The organism is Gilliamella sp. B3801, from assembly GCF_026536645.1.
In the GTDB taxonomy this organism is placed as follows: Bacteria; Pseudomonadota; Gammaproteobacteria; order Enterobacterales; family Orbaceae; genus Gilliamella; species Gilliamella apicola_I.
In genome coordinates this window covers 164,112-185,286 of the sequence record NZ_JAFNNR010000006.1, presented here as the reverse complement: position 1 = coordinate 185,286, position 21,175 = coordinate 164,112, and the positions used below count along the sequence as shown (strand labels likewise).

19 protein-coding genes and 1 tRNA gene are annotated in these 21,175 nt (G+C 35.2%); 17 read left to right on the top strand and 3 right to left on the bottom strand.

Annotation, left to right across the window (positions count from 1 at the left end):
- The first annotated feature begins 57 nt into the window (after positions 1-57).
- Positions 58-1,293, top strand: coding sequence for a pyridoxal-phosphate-dependent aminotransferase family protein (locus J3U14_RS07325; protein WP_267352443.1), 1,236 nt, complete (start codon positions 58-60; stop codon positions 1,291-1,293).
- 210 nt (positions 1,294-1,503) lie between these two features.
- A complete protein-coding gene (locus J3U14_RS07320) occupies positions 1,504-2,796 on the top strand; it encodes an MFS transporter (RefSeq protein WP_267352444.1) in 1,293 nt (430 codons plus the stop codon).
- Between the two features lie 369 nt (positions 2,797-3,165).
- Here J3U14_RS07320 and fabB read toward each other — a convergent pair whose 3' ends face one another.
- The gene (fabB, locus tag J3U14_RS07315; RefSeq protein WP_065559433.1) at positions 3,166-4,377 is read right to left on the bottom strand and encodes a beta-ketoacyl-ACP synthase I; all 1,212 of its coding nucleotides are present in this window, start codon (positions 4,375-4,377) and stop codon (positions 3,166-3,168) included.
- Positions 4,378-4,678: 301 nt separating this feature from the next.
- Here fabB and J3U14_RS07310 point away from each other — a divergent pair, with 301 nt between their 5' ends.
- Together J3U14_RS07310 and J3U14_RS07305 are read left to right on the top strand one after the other, a co-directional pair.
- Complete coding sequence (locus tag J3U14_RS07310) at positions 4,679-5,944, top strand: putative DNA modification/repair radical SAM protein (RefSeq protein ID WP_267352445.1); 1,266 nt, start codon at positions 4,679-4,681, stop codon at positions 5,942-5,944.
- Positions 5,945-5,947: 3 nt separating this feature from the next.
- Positions 5,948-6,751 carry a TIGR03915 family putative DNA repair protein gene (locus tag J3U14_RS07305; RefSeq protein ID WP_267352446.1) on the top strand — a complete coding sequence of 268 codons (804 nt, stop codon included), beginning with the start codon at positions 5,948-5,950 and terminating at the stop codon, positions 6,749-6,751.
- 55 nt (positions 6,752-6,806) lie between these two features.
- On the opposite strand, the gene J3U14_RS07300 is transcribed toward J3U14_RS07305, so the two are convergent.
- Positions 6,807-7,565, bottom strand: coding sequence for an MlaA family lipoprotein (locus J3U14_RS07300; RefSeq protein ID WP_267352447.1), 759 nt, complete (start codon positions 7,563-7,565; stop codon positions 6,807-6,809).
- Between the two features lie 128 nt (positions 7,566-7,693).
- Here J3U14_RS07300 and J3U14_RS07295 point away from each other — a divergent pair.
- The 7 genes from J3U14_RS07295 to pmrB all read left to right on the top strand — a co-directional run bounded on the left by J3U14_RS07295 (position 7,694) and on the right by pmrB (position 12,882).
- Positions 7,694-7,765 (top strand) — tRNA-Arg (locus J3U14_RS07295).
- A gap of 258 nt (positions 7,766-8,023) precedes the next feature.
- On the top strand, positions 8,024-8,851 hold the full coding sequence (locus J3U14_RS07290; RefSeq protein ID WP_267352448.1) for an ABC transporter substrate-binding protein: 828 nt from the start codon (positions 8,024-8,026) through the stop codon (positions 8,849-8,851).
- A gap of 4 nt (positions 8,852-8,855) precedes the next feature.
- On the top strand, positions 8,856-9,581 hold the full coding sequence (locus tag J3U14_RS07285) for an amino acid ABC transporter permease (RefSeq protein ID WP_267352449.1): 726 nt from the start codon (positions 8,856-8,858) through the stop codon (positions 9,579-9,581).
- 15 nt (positions 9,582-9,596) lie between these two features.
- Entirely contained in the window at positions 9,597-10,280 is a 684-nt protein-coding gene (locus J3U14_RS07280; protein WP_411596868.1) for an amino acid ABC transporter permease, read from the top strand.
- 143 nt (positions 10,281-10,423) lie between these two features.
- Positions 10,424-10,951 carry an undecaprenyl-diphosphatase gene (locus J3U14_RS07275; RefSeq protein ID WP_267352451.1) on the top strand — a complete coding sequence of 176 codons (528 nt, stop codon included), beginning with the start codon at positions 10,424-10,426 and terminating at the stop codon, positions 10,949-10,951.
- A 134-nt stretch (positions 10,952-11,085) separates the two neighbouring features.
- The gene (pmrA, locus tag J3U14_RS07270; protein ID WP_267352452.1) at positions 11,086-11,748 is read left to right on the top strand and encodes a two-component system response regulator PmrA; all 663 of its coding nucleotides are present in this window, start codon (positions 11,086-11,088) and stop codon (positions 11,746-11,748) included.
- A 30-nt stretch (positions 11,749-11,778) separates the two neighbouring features.
- Positions 11,779-12,882 (top strand): two-component system sensor histidine kinase PmrB, encoded by a 1,104-nt coding sequence (gene pmrB, locus J3U14_RS07265; protein WP_267352453.1) that lies wholly within the window; start codon positions 11,779-11,781, stop codon positions 12,880-12,882.
- Here pmrB and J3U14_RS07260 read toward each other — a convergent pair.
- Positions 12,854-13,474 carry a YrbL family protein gene (locus J3U14_RS07260; protein ID WP_267352454.1) on the bottom strand — a complete coding sequence of 207 codons (621 nt, stop codon included), beginning with the start codon at positions 13,472-13,474 and terminating at the stop codon, positions 12,854-12,856. The two genes, pmrB and J3U14_RS07260, sit on opposite strands and share 29 nt — an antisense overlap.
- Before the next feature lie 274 nt (positions 13,475-13,748).
- Between J3U14_RS07260 and rplM the strand changes: the two genes are divergently transcribed.
- The 6 genes from rplM (at position 13,749) to glnE (ending at position 21,050) form a co-directional block, all read left to right on the top strand.
- On the top strand, positions 13,749-14,177 hold the full coding sequence (gene rplM / locus J3U14_RS07255; RefSeq protein WP_267352455.1) for a 50S ribosomal protein L13: 429 nt from the start codon (positions 13,749-13,751) through the stop codon (positions 14,175-14,177).
- Positions 14,178-14,188: 11 nt separating this feature from the next.
- Complete coding sequence (gene rpsI, locus J3U14_RS07250) at positions 14,189-14,581, top strand: 30S ribosomal protein S9 (protein WP_034901366.1); 393 nt, start codon at positions 14,189-14,191, stop codon at positions 14,579-14,581.
- A gap of 318 nt (positions 14,582-14,899) precedes the next feature.
- On the top strand, positions 14,900-15,532 hold the full coding sequence (locus J3U14_RS07245; RefSeq protein WP_267352456.1) for a glutathione S-transferase N-terminal domain-containing protein: 633 nt from the start codon (positions 14,900-14,902) through the stop codon (positions 15,530-15,532).
- Positions 15,533-15,579: 47 nt separating this feature from the next.
- Positions 15,580-15,990, top strand: a complete 411-nt coding sequence (locus J3U14_RS07240) for a ClpXP protease specificity-enhancing factor (RefSeq protein WP_267352457.1) — start codon at positions 15,580-15,582, stop codon at positions 15,988-15,990.
- Positions 15,991-16,143: 153 nt separating this feature from the next.
- A complete protein-coding gene (locus tag J3U14_RS07235; RefSeq protein WP_267352458.1) occupies positions 16,144-17,088 on the top strand; it encodes an inorganic triphosphatase in 945 nt (314 codons plus the stop codon).
- 1,133 nt (positions 17,089-18,221) lie between these two features.
- A complete protein-coding gene (glnE, locus tag J3U14_RS07230; RefSeq protein ID WP_267352459.1) occupies positions 18,222-21,050 on the top strand; it encodes a bifunctional [glutamate--ammonia ligase]-adenylyl-L-tyrosine phosphorylase/[glutamate--ammonia-ligase] adenylyltransferase in 2,829 nt (942 codons plus the stop codon).
- Positions 21,051-21,175: the final 125 nt, after the last annotated feature.

Below are 21,175 nucleotides of genomic sequence, written 5' to 3'. Positions count from 1 at the left end.
GTTCTTAAAGTAGACATTGTTAATTAACAAATTTGATATTAATAAAGGAAAAATAATATGTTAGACCTAGATAAGTATGATCAAATTAATCCGCCAATGCGTTTACTCATGGGACCGGGGCCAATTAATGCTGATCCAAGAGTGACCCGTGCTATGGCTGCGCCATTAATCGGTCAATTTGATCCAGTTATGACGGATTATATGAATCAAACAATGGCACTGTATCGGGATATTTTCAAAACCACCAATGAGCAAACTTTTGTGATTGATGGCACAGCACGAGCAGGAATTGAAGCGGTCTTAATCTCAACTATTCGTCCGGGTGATAAAGTTTTGGTACCGGTTTTTGGTCGGTTTGGATTATTGCTATGCGAGATTGCCCATCGTTGTCGGGCACAAGTCCACACGATTGAAGTACCATGGGGTGAAGTGTTTGATCCTAATGTGATTGAAGATGCGATCAAAAAAGTGAAACCGAGATTATTACTTTGTGTTCAGGGGGATACTTCGACAACGTTACTTCAACCGCTTGATAAAATCGGTGAAATTTGTCGCCGACATGGTGTGTTGTCGTATGTTGATGCGACTGCTTCAATCGTCGGTAATACTTTGGAAGTGGATAAATGGCAACTCGATGGGGTATCAGTCAGTTTACAAAAATGTTTAAGTGGCCCACCGGGTGTTGCACCATTAACCTTAAGTCCTGCGATGGTCGACGTTATTCAAGCTCGCAAATGCGTTGAATTAGGCATTCGTTCAGAGGGTGATATCAGTGGCAATGATGAAATCATCTATTCTAACTATTTTGACATCGATATGATCATCCGCTATTGGGGGGCGGAACGCATTAATCATCATACAGAAGCAACTTCGATGCTTTACGCCGCAAGAGAGTGTGCCCGTATTGTGTTACAAGAAGGACTAGATAATGTCGTTGAACGCCATCGTATTAATGGCGAGGCAATGGTCGCAGGATTGCAAGCGATGGGGCTTAAACTTTTTGGCGATCTTAAATACAAAATGAATAATGTGGTTGGGGTTATGCGTCCTGAAAATATCGACGACCAACAAGTTCGTAACCTAATGCTGAATGATTTCGGTATCGAAATAGGGGCATCTTTTGGCCCACTTAAAGGGAATGTTTGGCGCATTGGTACAATGGGATATAACGCCAGAAAACAGTGTGTTTTACAAACCTTGACCGCATTTGAAGCAGTGTTAAACCGTCTTGGCTTTAAAACCATACAAGGTGCTGGACTTCAAGCTGCCTGGAACATTTATCAAAATTCGTAATATATCGTCATCGTTATAAAGCTCACTAAGGTGAGCTGATCTTATAACTATTAAAAGTATTAGATACACCATTTATATCGAAAAGTAAGTTAGTTGTTATTGGTTGCAATAAAAGCAGATTATCAAATTAACGTCTAAAAGCGTTGTGATTCGTTGCTCATTGATTTGAGTGATGGAGGACAATAGCCTAATTATACTTAAGGAAATTCTATGAGTATCTTAACAAATAAAGAGCCGACATCGGGATATCATCCTAAAAAGTGGAAAGGTCGTTATAGTGTCCTGTTGTTATTATGGTCTGCTTGGTTAGTATCATTTCTCGATCGAATGGTGATGAATGTATCGCTTCCCTTTATTGGTGACGATTTAGGGTTGGATAAAATAGAACAAGCATCAATTATCAGTGCTTTTTTTATTGGTTATGCCCTTTTTCAAATACCGGGCGGGTATTTATCCGATAGATTTGGATCCCGTAAAGTCATGGCATTCGCCATCGTTTGGTGGTCAGTTTTTACTTTTTTCACAGGTCTAATCTATATTCTGCCTTTAATGTTAATAGTCAGATTTCTGTTTGGTCTAGGAGAAGGCGGGTTTCCTGCTTCATCATGGAAAACCATTGCCACTTATTTTCCTACTAAAGAACGAGGTCGAGCCACTGCGATTCAATCTTCTGTCAATACATTAGGGCCTGCTATTTCGGTCATCGTTGCGGTGACGATTATCGAATGGTTAGGTTGGCGTGCCGTTTTCATTCTGTTGAGCCTGCCCGGATTAGTATTAGGTTATCTTATCTACCGTTTGATACACAATCATCCTGCTGAAAATCCCTTAATCAAGCCTGAAGAACTGCATGAACTACAAGAATGCAATGACAATTTTAATCCCCCTAATCATAACGTCAATTTGCGCAATAATAGTCAGTCGCTAGCTGATGTGTTGAAAATGCCTTTATTATGGAAGCTGTCATTAATCTGGTTTTTATTTGATATTACTTTTTGGGGATTTACGACTTGGTTACCCAGTTATTTACTGGAAGCAAGAGGATTATCGTTATCCAAAACTGGGATATGGGCCGCTATTCCATTTTTATTTGGTGCAGTAGGTACCTTGATCGGTGGCTATCTTGCCGATAAATTTGTACAACGACTCAAAATTATTTATGGCGTTACCGCAATCTTATCTGCTAGTTTTTTATTTCTCATGTTTAACGTTGAAAATCTAGATGCAGCCATTGCTTTTCAATGTATTTCAGCGTTGTTTATGTTTATTGCCTTTGCTATTTTTTGGGGAATGTTAATGCAACTTATTCCAACGGTCATTATGGGTAAAGCTTCCAGTATCGTTAATTTTGGCGGACAAGTTGCCGGAATCATTTCACCCTTTATCATCGGTTTTTTAATTGAAAAATCAGATGGTGGATACCAAAGTGGTTTTTTATTTATGGTGCTATCACTGATTGCATCGGCAATTTTAACGCTATTCATTCAAAAAATAACACGTTAAAAAAGTGGAGCAATGCTCTGCTTTTTGTTATTGCTATTCAATCCATTAATATGGTTGCCATAAGGTTTGATTAAACAAGTGGAATAAAAATAGTCAGAATAACTAAGAAGAAATCTATACGATTAACCTAATCGGAAAAGTAAAATTATTTTCTTTTCTCTAAAAATCATCGTATTGTAAAAGAGATAAAAGTATCTGCGAGATTTATTGATTACTATTTGATTCAAAAATAAGTCAGGTTAAAGTCACGCATTAATTAGTTAACCAATGAAAATAGGATAATTATAAAAGGAATGTTAGCGATATTTTTGAACGTGAATAAAAAAACCGTTCCAAAGAGAACGGTTTTTATTTAACTAAAACACCAGACTAAGCTTTATATTTTTTCATGACAATTGAAGCGTTAGTCCCACCAAATCCAAAGCTATTCGACATGACTGTCGTTAATTCACGCTCGGTTGGTTCAGTGATAATGTTCATGCCAATAGCGGCTTCATCCAGTTCATCAATGTTAATACTTGGCGTGATAAAGCCATGTTCTAACATTAATAATGAATAAATTAATTCTTGTGCACCTGTCGCACTTAACGAGTGACCCGTCATTGATTTAGTGGATGAAATCGCAGGGATATTATCACCAAATACTTGCTTGATAGCCCATAGCTCTTTAACGTCACCAACAGGAGTTGATGTACCGTGTGTATTGATATAATCTACAGGCACATCTAAATCTTGGATCGCAAGTTGCATACAACGCATTGCACCTTCACCAGATGGGGCTACCATGTCATAACCGTCAGATGTAGCAGCATAACCAACCAGTTCACCATAGATATGGGCACCACGAGCAAGTGCATGCTCTAACTCTTCAACTACAACCATACCAGCACCGCCGGCAATCACAAATCCATCACGGTTGGCATCATAAGCACGAGAAGCTTTTTCAGGTGTATCATTGTATTTAGTTGATAACGCACCCATTGCATCAAATTCACATGACATTTCCCAACAAAGTTCTTCACCACCACCGGCAAAAACAATATCTTGTTTACCGAGTTGAATCAGCTCAGCAGCATGACCAATACAATGTACAGACGTTGCACAAGCTGACGTCATAGAATAGCTAATCCCTTTGATTTTAAATGGTGTTGCTAAACAAGCTGAAATTGCTGATGACATTGATTTTGTCACAGCATAAGGCCCTACGCCACGTAATCCCTTTTCTTTCATACCTGCAACGACGTTATATTGAGTTTTGGTTGAACCACCATAGCCCGCAATTAAACCAGTTCGAGGATTTGAGACTTGTTCAGGAGTCAATTTTGCATCGTCAATAGCTTGTTGTAGAGCAAGATAACCATAGATAGAAGCATCATTCATAAAGCGCACGATTTTGCGATCGATAAGTCCAGTAGTATCTAATTTAACATTACCGCAAACATGGCTTCGCATTCCGCTATCTTTCATTTCTTGAGAAAAAGTGATTCCACTACGACCCACTTTTAATGATTCTAAAACCTCTTTAGTATTGTTCCCAATACTCGAAAGAATACCTAATCCGGTAATAACAACTCGTTTCATGTAATATTCTGCTCCTAAATTAACTGGCTTCATAAGAAAAATTGATGTGATTATAGCGTACACTTGTAAGCTGAACAATACCTAACGAAGCTATTTTATTTATAATATTAAATCGAGTAATTTCGAAAGTAAAAAATATATAAATTATCCTTTAAATTATATTAATTATTATGTTTTATTAACAATAAACCTCATACTTTGTTAAGTACCTAAAATTACACTTTTCTGATTGTTTATTTACTTGCTAATTAAAAAGTGATTAGTATAATACTGTTTGTTTATACAGTATAAGGGGTTAGCAATGAATGAAAAGATGATATCAAAGCTTGAAATATTAGCTGAATCAGCAAAGTATGATATTTCTTGTGCTTCAAGTGGCTCATCTCGAACTAATAAAAATAAAGGGATTGGCAGTGCGCATCGTTGTGGAATATGTCATTCATTCACTGCTGATGGGCGTTGTGTCTCTTTGCTTAAAATCATGTTAACCAACTATTGCATGTTTGATTGTGCTTATTGTATAAATCGCCAAAGCAATGATATTCCCAGAGCTGGATTTACGCCTAAAGAATTAGCTGATTTAACCATTGAATTTTATCGTCGTAACTATATTGAAGGACTTTTCTTAAGTTCTGGCATTGTCAGAAGCCCTGATCATACGATGGAAAAAATGATTAGAGTGGTAAAAATATTACGTAATGAACATGGATTTAATGGCTATATCCACATGAAAGCCATTCCTGGTGCCAGTAATGATCTTATAGTTCAGGCTGGTTTGTTGGTTGATCGAATGAGTGTGAACTTAGAGATCCCGACAGAAAAAAATCTAAAGTTATTAGCGCCCGATAAAGATCATCAAAGCATTTATCAACCAATGCGCCATATTCATCAAAACTTACTTGAAAACATAGAAGATCGAAAAAAAATTAAATCTACGCCAAAATTTGTACCAGCAGGGCAGAGCACTCAAGTCATTATTGGGGCGACAGATGAGACTGACAGCCAGATTTTACAACTAACGGCTAAACTCTATAAACGACCAAGCATGAAGCGTGTTTATTATTCAGGGTTTATTCCTGTTAATGGTTATGATAAAAGATTACCCGTATTGCAAGAAGTACCAAGAGTGCGAGAAAATCGCCTTTATCAAGCTGATTGGTTATTACGATTCTACGATTTTAGTGTCGACGAAATTGTCAATGATCAATATCCTGATCTTGATTTAACTGTTGATCCTAAACTGGCGTGGGCTATTCGAAATCCCCAATTCTTTCCGGTAGATATAAACCGTGATAGTTATCAAAAAATTTTACGGGTACCGGGTATTGGTGTTAAATCGGCAAAATTAATTGTTTTAGCAAGGCGACATCGTAAATTAAATTTAGAAGCCTTAAAAAGAATAGGCGTTGTTCTAAAAAGAGCCCAATTTTTTATTATTTGCCATGAAATGCGAAAATTTAAATTATTAGACTCATCCGAGCGGTATATTCGGCTTTCTTTGCAAGAAAAACCGTTGCTTGAAGTCAAAAATGATAATATTCCTCAGCAATTAGTGATGGGTTGGTAAATCATGTTAGCTTTTCAATATGATAAAAGTTTTGAAGGATTGCTATGCGCAGTGTTTGATGCGTTTGAGCAAAAAAAGATGCCCGATTGTTTGTTGGCGCATAATGATCTTGTGCCTTTGTTAGTATCCGATACGCATCATGTGGAAGTACGTAATAGTAAATATGAACGGGTTCAAGTAGCTTTGAACAAAAAGTTATCTCACGTTGCGCTTAATCAATTAAAGTATGTTTGGCTTTCTGAATTACCAGAAAGTGATTTCATTATTTTTCGTTATATCTGTAAAGTTTTCAAATCAAAGCATCCTATTGAAACGGATTTTGGTGATCCTGATGTACTAACCGTTCACGACATTGCTAAAAAAGTAAGTCGGGAACGGCATCATTTAATGCAATTTGTTCGTTTCAATACTATTGAAAACCCAATTGATAACACAAATGACGGACAAAATGAAAAGATCTATTTTTCGGTTATTGCTCCTATCTATAACGCATTGCCTTTAGTCTTAGATTTTTTTAAAGATCGTTATGCCGATCAGAAATGGGCGATTTATGATGAAAAACGTAAATATGGCTACTTTTATGATCTCGAAAGACTTGAAAAAATTTCACTTGTTGATCATGAGGAGTTGATCGTAGATAACAAAGTCAATCAACGGTATTTAACGAAAGATGAACAATTATTTCAAACCCTATGGCATCGTTACTTTAATGCTTTATCTATCAAAGAAAGAGAAAATCCTAAATTACAACGTCAACAGATGCCAAAACGGTTTTGGCACAATTTACCTGAAATGAAAGGCAAATAAAAAAACCGCTATTGAAGCAGCGGTTTTTTTTATCTATAAATCATGATAAAACAAGTTATTGTGAATCGATATCATTAATAAAACTATTGATGCTTTCTTCACGTTGTTGCTGTTTCTTTTCATCGACTTTACCACCAGAAGCAATAAAATCATTTCGTTGGAAATAAGCATTACGCATAAAGTTATAAGGATCGTCACTGTTTTTAATCAGATCTTCGTATTCAATCGCCACCGCACGAGCCTCAATACCGTCGAACACGCCTCGTACTAATGCCCATTTCCAATTTAACCAAGCTAAAGGTGGATAAAGCGTATCAACTAAGGCACCGCCTTCCTCTCTAAGCGTTGCTGAACCATAGAAAGGTAAAACCACATATGGACCATACGGTATGTCGTAGTGACCAAGCACATCACCAAAAGTATGCCTATTGCCTTTTTGTAGTTGTGGGTCAGCTAAACTGGCAACATCAAATAATCCTGCAACACCAAAAACAGTGTTTAAAAAGAATCGTGCTAAGTGTTTTCCGGCTTGGTGGACATTTCCTTGTAAAAGATTATTCACCATCGAAGCAGGTTCAGAAAGGTTAGAAGAAAAGTTCACGACACCTTTACGAAGTGGTGTTGGTACATAATCTTTCCAAACGACAGCAGCTGGACGCAAAACATACGGATCTAATGCATAATAGTTAACATTAAACATTGCTTTATTGAATCCAGATAAAGGATCACTGTATGAATTGCTTTCAGGATCATATGAAGCGCAACTTGTTAGTGCCATAACAGAGAACAGCATGCCAATTATTCTTTTTTTCATAGGATTTTCAACTAAACAAAATTCAGATTATTGATTTTTTAATTGTATCATGTTTACACATAATACAAAATTTTTCATTATTTAAATGGTATTATTTTTTTAAATTTATTAAAATGGGCGCCCCCGATGACCTCATAGTTAAATGGATATAACGAGCCCCTCCTAAGGGCTAGTTGCAGGTTCGATTCCTGCTGGGGTCGAATGATAATATATATTCCAGTCATACATAAATATAAATCATAGTCTAAAGAATATACCATTTTCAATCTTAGAATTTTTTGAGATACAAAAAAATTATCTGAATCTTGTGCATAATTTTCCTTAATTGACTTAACCACTACACTAAGACATTTTAAATATAACTTTAAGTTATAAGCATCTAAATAATCGTTATTTATCCCCCCAATACTTTATTGATAAACTTAAAACCCTATTAAGTCCAAAGGGGGATAATAACAATGAAATTTTATACTAAGTCACTGTCGGTAGCTGCATTAATCGGTTCATTACTGGTCGCAAGTTCGGCTTATGCTGATCGTCTTGATGATATCGAAAAAAAAGGGGTAATTAAAATTGCGGTATTTGATAGTAATCCACCCTTTGGATTTGTTGATGAAAAATCGCATAATATTGTCGGGTTAGATGTGGATTATGCCAATCAAATCGGTAAAGCTTTAAAGGTAAAGGTTGAACTTGTACCGACTAACCCTGCCAATCGTATACCATTATTAACTTCACAAAAAGCCGATTTAATTGTGGCTAATTTTACTGTAACTGAGGAGCGTGCCAAAGCGGTTGATTTTAGTTTGCCTTATTTTGCTACCGGACAAAAATTTGTGGCAAAAAAAGGGGTATTAACATCACCGGATGATTTGAAAAATCTTCGTATTGGAGCCGATAAAGGGACAGTAATGGAAATTACCCTACGTGAAAAATATCCTACCGCTAAAGTAATTTCGTATGATGATACGCCGTTTGCGTTTGCCGCTTTACGTAATGGGGTGGTGCAAGCTATTACGCAAGATGATGCTAAATTAATTGGTTTACTTGCCAACGTACCCGAAGAGCAACGTGCTATTTTTGAAATCTCACCCTTTAGTATTACCCAAGAATATCAAGCGGTTGGCATTCCCAAAGGCGAAACTCGTTTAAAAGATAAAGTGAATCAAATCCTGTTAAATCTTGAAACAGACGGTGAAGCGGTGACGATTTATAATCGCTGGTTTGGACCCGAAACGACGTCAGCAATGCCACGTGGTGATTTTAAAATCGGTAAAGGTCAATAAATAGATGTTTGAGCAATTACTTGAACCACGATATTTGTGGTGGTTGTGGGACGGTTTTTTAGTGACGCTTGCGATTTCGTTATTAACCATAATATTGTCAACCGTACTGGGTTTTTTGTTAGTCATTGCTCAACAAAGCCATATCAAAATCATAAAAGGTTTGGTGACATTCTATAATGCAATTTTTCGTTATTCGCCTTTACTGCCTCAACTGTTTTTTTGGTATTTTGGTGTCGGTAATTTATTACCTATTGAATTTAAAGTGTGGTTATTTGATGAACCCCAAATTAACCTCTTTTTTTTAACGTTAAAAATGCCTTCTTTTGAGTTTATTATTGGTTTGATTGCTTTAACGTTTTATTCCAGTGCTTTTATTGCTGAAGAGTTTCGGGCTGGTATTTTAGGTGTGTCAAAGGGACAACAACAAGCGTCTTTAGCGTTGGGGTTAACGTGGTGGCAAACTATGCGGTTTATCATTTTACCACAAAGTGTGCGAATCGCTTTTCCGCCATTAATTGGGCAATATATGAATATTATCAAAAATTCATCATTAACCATGGCTATCGGCGTGCTTGAACTTTCTTATGTTTCTCGGCAAGTCGAAACGGAATCCTTAAAGACGTTTCAAGATTTTGCTATTGCAACCTTGTTATATATTTTAGCCATTGTAATAGTAGGAACGTTTGGCAATATTTATCAAGCAAGTCGGTTGCAAATAAGTAAAGGTTAGTCAGTTATGGATCTTATGGGATTTGCTGTTATTTGGAATAATCTGGGTTACCTGATGTGGGGTAACTTTCCTGGTGGCATGTTTTTAACGTTATTAATGAGTGTTGTTGCAATTGTTTTTTCAACTATTTTAGGCATAGTAGCCGGTGTTGGTTTAACCGTGCTAAAAGGGGGAGTGCGTCAGTTACTCATCACGCTTCTTGCTTTTTTGCGAGCAATTCCAGTCATTATGTTAATTTTTTGGACTTATTTTCTATTACCCGTGATTTTTAATGTCGATGTACCGGCTATTGCTACCGTGATCTTTGCTTTATCATTAATTGGAGCAGCTTATATTGGGCATTCTGTTCATGCCGGTATGAATGCAGTTGGTAAAGATCAGTGGCAAGCGGCTTATTCATTGGGGCTGAATAAAGCGCAAGTGATTATCGCAATTATTTTACCACAAGCATTAAAGATGATGTTGCCGTCGTTTATTAATCAGTGGGTTTCACTCGTTAAAGATACTTCTTTGGCCTACATTGTTGGTGTTGCCGAGTTTACCTTTGTGGCAACACAAATTAATAATCGTAGTATGGTTTATCCGACTGAGATTTTTTTATTTGTCATTCTGGTTTATTTTTTCATTTGTTGGTTGCTTGATATTACGGTTTCATTTTTGGCAAGATGTTGGTTGCATTATGGCATCGACCACAAATAAACATGTCTAACTTTTCAGTATGTAAATTAAACCCGTATAACGATAAGTCACTCATGTAAAATAGATTAAAGGGGTTATTAAGGTTTTTTTAAGGTTAATAGGTTACATTTTTGATATGAATAATTCAGTCTGTTCAACTTTTCATGTGGTATGATATTAATACTAAACTCTTTTTATTGATTAATGCTTCTGATCAAGCATCAAAATCTTTTATCTATTTTGCAATCTTTTGTGCTAATTATTTAATGTTTTTTCCAATTATCATGTTAGCTGGCTATTGGTTTTTGAAGCCCGATTATCGACAATCGATTGTTAAAATTATGGTTAGTTTAGTGTTAGCGCTATTGATTTCTTTTGTGATACGTCATCTATTTTATTCGCCTCGCCCTTTTGCGCTTGATGTTGGAACCCATTATCTGTATCACGAAACCAATAGTTCGTTGCCAAGCCAACATGCTGTTTTTGTATGGACACTGTTTTTTTCGATTTTTTTCAATACAAAGCAGCAAGTTAAAAAATTATATTATTGCTGTTTTATTGTTGCGTTATTGGTTTGTTGGAGCCGAATTTATTTAGGTATTCATTGGCCTTTAGATATTATTATCAGTTTTATTGTCAGTCTTTTATCGGCTTATTTTGTGTCTAAATCTTGGGTTGCTTTTCTTAAATGATTGAGTGTATTTATCGTTAATTCAATAAAGTTGAGTCAATAAATCCAGTAATTGAATTTTTTCGATATCACTATTTTTACGTTAATTAAGGAACATTTAATATGAATGTCCAATCGACAATAGGATAACATTTAATGAAAATACTTATTGTTGAAGATGATAGCCTTCTTCAAAAAGGACTCTATGATGGCATTACTTCTAACGGTTATGTGTGTGAAGTGGCATCTAATGGTAAACAAGCTGAGCAGTTTATTCAATTTGGTCAATTTAGTCTGATAATATTGGATCTGGGGTTACCTGATTGTGACGGTTTAGATTTGCTAACGCGTTGGCGTAAAAAACAGATAGATACCCCAGTGCTTATTTTAACCGCTCGAGATACCATTGAAGATCGAGTTGAAGGATTAGATCATGGTGCCGATGATTATCTTATTAAACCTTTTGCTTTAACTGAACTTTTAGCCAGAGTGAGAGCCTTAATTCGCCGTAATCAAGGCACTGCTGATAATCTTATTTGCTTTGGTTCAATTACCATTGATATTAAGCAACAAATTGTCACTCAACATCAGCGTGAAGTAACATTGACGCCTAAAGAGTTTATTGTACTTTCTCGACTGATGTTAAAAGCCGGCGAAAAAGTACACCGTGATTTATTGCAAAATGATCTATATGATTGGCAAAGTGATCCAAGTTCTAATGTGCTTGAGGTTTATATTTATGGATTACGAACTAAATTAGGTAAAAGTTTAATCAAAACTGTACGGGGCTATGGTTATCAACTCAATAGCGACAATTAAATTATTATTTTTCTTTATTGAATGAAAAACATGATGATCTTTAAATCGTTAAATAATATTCGTCAAAGTATTCGTTGGAATCTTTTTTTTACTTTGGGTGCGATTATGCTCATTTGCCAGATCATTACGGTGTTATGGTTATGGCATGAAAGTAAAGAACAGATAGATGTATTGGTAAATTTGACCTTAAGTCAAAACAAAATTGATGAAGTGGTTGAACATGAAGAACTAGAAGCTATTTTTGCCTTATTTTGTTCTGCTTTTTCAATGATGTTAGTCACTCTATTACTTGCGTATAAAGCCATTAAATGGATTACAAAACCCTTAGAAGTGTTAGAAAAAGATTTAAATGAACGAACCGAAGATAATCTGAGTCCTATTGATCCTATTAGTAATAAGCGAGAAATTAAATCCATTACCACTGTTTTAAATAAGTTGTTTGTCCGATTAAGTAGTACACTTGCTCAAGAGCGTCTTTTTACGGCTGATGTTGCGCATGAAATGCGAACACCATTAGCCGGTATCCGTTTGCATTTAGAGTTATTAGAAACAACACATCATATCGATTGTCATGAATTAATTGATCGTATTGATCGTTTAGTTAATACCGTCGAACAGTTATTAATGCTTGCCAGAGCTAGTCAAAAATTTACTGTTGGACACTATCAAAAAATTAATTTTCATGATGATATTATGTTGCCGCTTTTTGAAGAGTTATCCGAGCAAGCATTCCATAAGCAACAAGCGATTCAATGGAACATACCTGATAAAAAACTGATGTTTGAAGGAGATACCACTTTAATTAGATTATTGATTCGAAATTTGGTTGAAAATAGTAGTCGTTATAGTCCACCCAATACCAAAATTGTCGTTAATTGTTTTAAAGATGCAAAAGACATTATTATTAATGTCGTCGATGAAGGTAGCGGTATTGATGAGTCTAAAAGCGAAAAATTAACTCAAGCCTTTTTCCGTATGGATCGAAAACATGATGGAATAGGGCTTGGATTAAGTATTGTGAATCGTATTTCAAAGTTGCATCATGGATCGTTCACTTTAGAAAATCGTCATGATCATCATCAAGGGACCGTTGCTCAGCTACGTCTTACTGATTTACCTCATCAATTAAATTAGCCACCAGTGGATTATGCCAATTATCTTTGATGATTGATTTTAAAAAACGTTGCCATGTGCGCTCAATCTTCGATTTAGCAAAATAGGGGATATAGTTGGCAACCGGAATAAAGGTCGAATTACCAATATTATCTATAATGACAAGCCGATTTTTTTGTTCTGAAAGATGTTGAAATAATATATTTTTGCTTTTAATGGTCATCGTAATGATACGATTGTCAAGCAATGTCGATTTTAATGCTTTTAACAAAACAATTAATTCATCATAGTATTGTTGTGTTAATTGTTGGTCAGCAAGATATGTTTCGAGTGGTGTAGCGGTTTTGCCATCATAATTACGAATTAATTCGAAAAGATGGCCTTCACCAAAATTTGTTTGCACAGGGCCATAATATTTGGCTAACGAATCCCACGAGATATTGCGTTTAATAAGATGTTTGTAATAGGCAATTTCGCGGTTAGTTTCTTGTTCTGCCCCATCATTATAGTTGACTTTAATACATTGATCGGGATTAGTCGGATGGTGATAGCACTTCCTATGTAAGCCTTTGCTTATATAATCTTTATCGGTAAGTTGAATTATCTGAGTCATCTAAAATAATATGATTGAGTAAAATTAGTTTTAAGTTTAACAGCAAGCGTTTTTACTTGCTATAATTTTTTATGACAAAACCTAGCACTTTTACTATATTTCTGTATAATATTGCAACCCACGTTACAACAGTGTTCTTCCCAACACTGTTTTCGGTTGTCAAGGTTAATATAACAACTCGAAGGGGTTAGTTACTTAATCATTGCAATCAAAAAGTGTAAATAAATCGTTTGATTTATTAACGTGAGATTAATTAAAAATTGGATAAATACGAATGAGTACTTTTTCAGCTAAACCAGAAACAGTTAAACGCGACTGGTATGTTGTTGATGCAGCAGGTAAAACGTTAGGTCGTTTAGCTACTGAGATCGCAAGCCGTTTGCGTGGTAAACATAAAGCAGAATATACACCACATGTAGATACAGGTGATTATATTATCGTTATCAATGCAGAAAAAGTTGCTGTAACAGGCAAAAAACGCACTGATAAGATCTATTATCGTCATACTGGTTACATCGGTGGACTTAAAGAAGCGACTTTGAAAGAAATGATTGAACGTCATCCTGAACAAGTCATCGAGATTGCTGTAAAAGGCATGTTACCGAAAGGTCCTCTTGGTCGTGCAATGTACCGTAAACTTAAAGTTTATGCTGGTAGCGAGCACAATCATGCGGCACAACAACCGCAAGTATTAGATATTTAAGGGGATAGAAGATGGCTGATAATCAATATTACGGTACTGGTCGCCGCAAAAGTTCTGCTGCTCGTGTGTTTATTAAACCAGGTAGTGGAAATATCGTTATTAACAAACGTTCATTAGAGCAATACTTTGGTCGTGATACAGCTCGTATGGTTGTGATGCAACCTTTAGAGTTAGTTGAAATGACTGACAAACTTGATCTTTACATCACTGTTAAAGGTGGCGGTATTTCAGGTCAAGCGGGTGCGATTCGTCACGGTATTACTCGTGCATTAATGGAATATGATGAAACTTTACGCTCTTCATTACGTCAAGCGGGCTTTGTTACTCGTGATGCACGTCAAGTTGAACGTAAAAAAGTGGGTCTACGCAAAGCTCGTCGTCGTCCACAATTCAGCAAACGTTAATTGCAGACGTTACAAAATTATTTCAAAAGCCCAGCATTGTCTGGGTTTTTTTTATGACTAAAATTTATCACACTTCCAATTACCAAAGTCTTTTTTTTCATTTCATCGGATTATTTAATTGTGAGCCAACTGTTATTGATAAATTGTATCGGTTTTAATTGACTTAAACATGGTAAATTGTCAAAGTTTTTCACAATTAAAACGATTATTTGAAGAAAGATGATAAGAAAATTAATTTTTTTTAACAATTTTGTTATCCAATTTGCTAGAATAGAAACTCTCTAAACCTATTTTAAATTTTGCATATTTGGAGTGAACATGGTTGTTGCTGTTAATAAACGTTCTGTAATGACATTATTTTGTGATACAACAGATATCTATGGTCATCAGATCCGATTTGTGTTGGCAGAAAAAGGTGTGACTGCTGAAATTGAGTTTGTAACTGCTGATAATTTACCTCAGGAGTTACTGGATCTTAATCCTTATGGTTCAATTCCAACGTTGATTGATCGCGATTTAACACTGTATGAGCCTCATATAGCGTTAGAATATCTCGATGAACGTTTCCCTCATCCACCATTAATGCCTGTTTATCCGATTGTGCGTGCTAATTCTCGATTAACGATGTATCGCATTAAAAGAGAATGGTACAGTGCCTATGAAACCATTATCGCCGATCCAAATAGTGATGCCGCTAAAGTCGCACGTAAAAATCTTCTTGATGATTTAGTCTCAATTTCTGTCATGTTTAAAGAAAAAGACTTTTTTATGAGTGATGATTTTACGCTATGCGATTGTTATTTCGCACCTCTACTATGGCGATTGCCAATACTTGGTATAGAATTACCTAAAGTTGCGGAAAAAAATTATTTAGCCTACATGGCAAGAATTTTTGAACGCCCAGCTTTTATCAGTTCATTAACTGAAGATGAGAGAAAAATTAGAGTATAATAATTTATCTGCTCTAATTTATTATGTGATTTTAGAAGGTAATCTAAATGGATCCAAACCAAATGACTGCTCGACGCCCTTACTTATTTAGGGCGTTTTATGATTGGATTGTTGATAATGAACTTACTCCTTATATCGTGGTAAATGCTTCGGTATTCGGTGTTCTTGTACCGCAAGAGTTTGTGAAAGATAATCAGATCGTGTTAAATATTGCGCCACATTCCGTTGCGCAATATATGGCAACAAATGAAAAAATTGAATTTAATGCGCGATTTTCGGGTGTGCCACAACATATTGTTGTGCCGATGTCAGCCGTAGAAGCCATTTATGCTCGTGAAAATGGCGTGGGCATGGGATTTGAAGACGAACCCGAATATAAACAGCAACGCGAAACCGATATTCAGCAATCTGATAAAACCGAGAAGAAATCAACAAACCCATTCCGAGTAGTGAAGTAATAATTTAACCTAAAACGTGATAATAAATTCAGTTGAACAGTTGGTTAACTATAGAAGGTGATGATCAACTGTTTATTCCCACCTAATAGTGTATATTTATTTCATTAATCGGGATATGATATAGCAAATTAAATCATATTCCCGTTTAAATTCATGAGTAATGAAATTGAGTTAAAATTCCAGATAAATAATTGTGACATTGCTGATCTACAATCTTTTTTAAACCAATGGGCAAGTAGTGATGAGCTTGAGTTTTCGAGCTTATCGCACAATCAGCGTACATTTTCAACCTTATCTTTGTATAACTGCTACTATGACACAGCGGATAATTATTTGCGAAATCATCAATGTGGATTAAGACTTAGAGTAACTGAAAGCAACGAAAGTAAACAGTACGAAATGACGTTAAAACGTGATAGTCATGCTATCGCCGGTTTGCATGAACGCGCTGAATATAATGTTGATTTAAGTTGTCCACAACTCGATTTATCTCTATTTCCTGTAGGCGTATTTCCTAACAATTGTGACATCGAAAAGTTGCAGCAAAATTTAAAACCACTTTTTACTACTAACTTTACCCGTCAAGTGTGGTTAATCTCGTTTGCGAATAGCGAAATTGAAGTTGCTTTAGATATAGGCAAAATAACCTCAAATGGTAAATTTAAACCAATACAAGAAGTTGAACTCGAAATAAAACAAGGCAATAAACAAGATTTGATTAACTTTGCGATTGAATTAAGTCGTTTTAACTTACATCTTTTTTCGCAGAGTAAGGCTTCAAGAGGTTACCGTTTATTATTAAATAAACCTGTTACTTCTGAACTCTTTTCTGCACAAATTGAACAAGATTTACCAAATTTACTCAACTTTTGGCAACAAAATGAAGAATATGCTTTAGAAAATAATGATTTCAGTTATTATAAACAGTTACTTATTCAAATAAACGAAGTATTAATAAACCAAAATGTTCAAATTGAACCGGAATTTGAGCAATGGCAAATGGCGATACAACGTATTGACTCAATTATAAAGTTTGCTTGTAGCGAGGCAAACACAAAACTCAAACTTAGGTTAATTTCTGAAATAAATGGAATATAGGTATAACAATGAAATTGAACAAGACTTTTTTTAAATTACCACTATTATTAGTTTTATTTTATTGGTTATTTAATATTTTATATATCATAGTCTATGTTACTGGATTTAATGATTATCCTTTACTGTCAGATATGACAAATAATCAATTTATTCGGTATGTAACTAGGCAAGTCGTAATCAACTTCTTCTTCCAAATACCTTGTTCGATTGTTTTATTTGTTGTTTCCATCGTATTATTTAATAAATACTCCATTCATCAAATCAATTCGAGAAATATTTTTAATACTTTACTTGTTGCTATTTTATTTGCCTCAATGGAGGTTGCAGGACGATCGCTTTTCTACAGTGATATCTTTTTATGGGTTAGATCTAAACTTAATTATTCAAATTCTGTTATCTCTTCTTCGTCTCTAACTTATGAAATGATTAATTTTGTTAACATATTAATTAGTTATATTTTTATAACACTGTGGACTTATCTTAGTATCAAATTGTTGAATAAAAATTTTATTCGCAGCAATGACGTATTAACTCAATCTGAAAGTCAGCGGTTACATTTTGGGTTATTTATTTCGCTTTATAATTGTTATTTTAGCACGTTGTTATTTCCTCTAATTTTTTTCGGTTATTATCACAGTTTAACAAGTTCAATTATTAATCTAACAATTTTAGTTCTATTTTTATTCATGACTAATTTGATAGGCTATTTTTTGTTGAGAAAATGTTTTACAGGCGTAACAGAAATTTTAAACCTGAAAAAGCTTATATTTAGTTCGCTATGTATATTTATTTTCAATTGTATCTTGGTTGCAATAATTTTTTGGGTATCTGTTTTTCTGTATGAATATTTACAAGCATTCTATAGATTCTCCAATAACTTTTTATTGTGTTATACATGGATAACGATAGCAATGGTGTTTATTTTAAGTTCGATACTGGTTAGAATTATGACTAAACTGTTATTTGATTCAAAAAATAAAATTAATATCACGCAATAATACAAGTTGTTATAGATGTATTGGTAAAAATGAGTTTTAACGTAATACTCAGATTATGTTTTCGGTTATAGTAAATGGCGTTGATGCAATGATCTAACAAATCAAACCCGATAATACCTTGTGTGAGACAGAAAAATGCCCAAATCTAATCTTTTTAAAGATCAAAAGCAAAGCGTTATCAATCAGCTTCAACATTGCGATCCAGTACTGGTACAAGCAAACCTTGATATTTTAGTGCAAAGTAATTTTCTTGTTGAGGCATTTTCTCGTTTTCCACATTGGCTTGCTGATTTTGTACAAAACCCACCACTGGCAGATGAAAGACAATATTATCAATCTTGGTTGAATGAACAGTTAGTTTCAGTCATAGATGAAGCCTCGTTAATGAAAATATTAAGGCAATTTCGCCATAAAATGCTAATTCGCTTAGCATGGTCTCAATTAATAAAGGCAAGTAGTGATGAACAGATTTTGTTACAACTCAGTGAATTGGCAGAAATAATTGTTGTAAGGGCTCGTGATTGGCTCTATACATTAAGTTGTCAAGAATGGGGAACGCCAAGCAATATGCAAGGTAAACCCCAACCGTTATTGATTTTAGGTATGGGTAAATTGGGTGGTGGCGAGCTAAACTTTTCGTCTGATATTGATTTGATTTTCACTTATCCAGAACATGGACAGACACAAGGCGGACGTCGAGAATTAGATAATGCGGTTTTTTTTACGCGTTTAGGACAACGTTTAATTAAAACGCTTGATCAGATTACTGAAGATGGATTTGTTTACCGTGTTGATATGCGTTTACGCCCTTTAGGGGATGGTGGTCCATTGGTTCTTAGCTTTTCTTCTATGGAAGATTATTATCAAGAACAAGGTCGAGATTGGGAACGTTATGCAATGGTGAAAGCAAAGGTATTAGGTGATCAGCATGATACTTATACCCAAGAACTCTATCAAATGCTTAAACCTTTTATTTATCGCCGTTATATCGATTTTAGTGTTTTACAATCACTGCGAAACATGAAAAGTATGATTGAACGTGAAGTCCGTCGTCGTGGCTTAAAAAACAATATTAAACTTGGCGCTGGCGGCATTCGGGAAATTGAGTTTATCGTTCAAGTTTTTCAACTTATTCGAGGTGGTCGAGTGGTTGGATTGCAAACACGTTCGTTATTAAGTGCTTTGCAGGTTATTGAACAAGAATCATTACTGAAACTCAATGAAGTGATTTTACTTCGAGAAAATTATCTTTTTTTACGTCGTTGTGAAAACCTTTTACAAGCGATTAATGATGAGCAAACCCAAACTTTGCCAGACAATGAACTAGATCAAATGCGTTTAGCAACCAGTATGGGATTTAATAATTGGGAAAACTTTGAACAAGACTTGGCAAAAAGAATGTTGATCAACCGTGAAATATTCAATGAATTAATCGGTGATGAACAGTCCGAATCCACCCAGTCTAAACAATATAATGATAAGTTTGATGATTTATGGGTACCAGACTTAGAATTAAGTGATGTCAAAGCGGTGTTACCTAACTATTGTGATCAAACGGCAAATCAGCTTTGTCAATTGTTGTTACAATTTCGCAATGATATTGGTAAACGGACAATAGGTGTGCGTGGGCGAGAAATCCTTGATCAACTTATGCCGAGATTATTAGAAATACTCTGCAATGAAAAAAATGCCTTAATTGTGTTAGCAAGAATTTTTCCTTTGTTAGTCAATATTGTTAGCCGTACCACCTATTTAGAATTATTACTTGAATATCCTACCGCATTGAAGCAGTTAATTCGGTTGTGTAGTGCTTCCCCGATGATTAGTGATCAGTTGGCACATTATCCGATCTTGTTAGATGAACTGATCGATATTCATTCACTTTATCAAACGGTTGCCCCTAACGAATATAAAAGTGAACTTTACCAATATTTGCTTCGCATTCAAGTTGATGATGAAGAACAACAACTTGAAGCGCTCCGCCAGTTCAAGCAGATGCAGTTATTGCATATCGCTGCTGCTGATGTGGCGCATGTTTTAACCACCATGAAAGTCAGTGATCATTTAACGTTTGTGGCCGAAGCTCTCCTTGATTTTGTTGTTCAAATGGCATGGAATCAAATGATAGCTCGATATGGCAAGCCAGAACATCTTACTGATGATCATAAAGGTTTAGTGGTTATTGCTTATGGTAAATTGGGCGGTTGGGAGCTGGGTTATGGGTCGGATTTAGATTTAGTTTTTTTACATGACTGCCCTGTTAACAGTATGACTACGGGTGAAAAACAGATAGATAGTCGTCAATTCTATCTTCGCTTAGTTCAGCGTATAATCCATTTATTCAATGTACGTACCAGTTTTGGTATTTTGTATGAAGTTGACATTCGTTTACGTCCGCAAGGGGAAGCGGGTTTATTAGCTTGTAGTTTAGCTGCTTTTGAGGACTATCAAATGCATGAAGCATGGACTTGGGAGCATCAAGCATTAGTCCGCGCCAGAGCCATTTATGGCGAAGTTGAACTTATTGAGCATTTTAAACAAATCCGACATAAAGTACTTTGTAAAGTACGTGATGAACATCAATTAAAAACCGAAGTTAGAGAAATGCGTGAAAAAATGCGTACTCATTTGGGGTCAACTCAACCGGATTCATTTAATTTAAAAATTGATCAGGGTGGAATAGGGGATATTGAATTTTTATCACAGTATCTTGTGCTTAATTACGCACATCATTATCCTAAAATGACAACTTGGAGCGATAATGTTCGGATATTAGAATTAGCTGCTAATTATCAGATTATGGAACAGGATGAAGCCCAAAAGCTCACTCAAGCTTATATAGATATGCGTAACGAAATTCATCAATTATCATTACAACTATTACCCAGCACGGTTGATAACTCCTGTTTTGTTGAGGAAAAACAAATCGTCAATCAAAGTTGGTCTAAATGGTTAATGAATTGAAAAATATTAATGTTGATGCTCAATTTAAACTTTATCAATTATGTAATCGATTGAATGTTATCAGTGAGTTAACGCTATTAAAATTGACGAAAAAAAGATGTTTTAGATTTGTTATCCCACTAAAG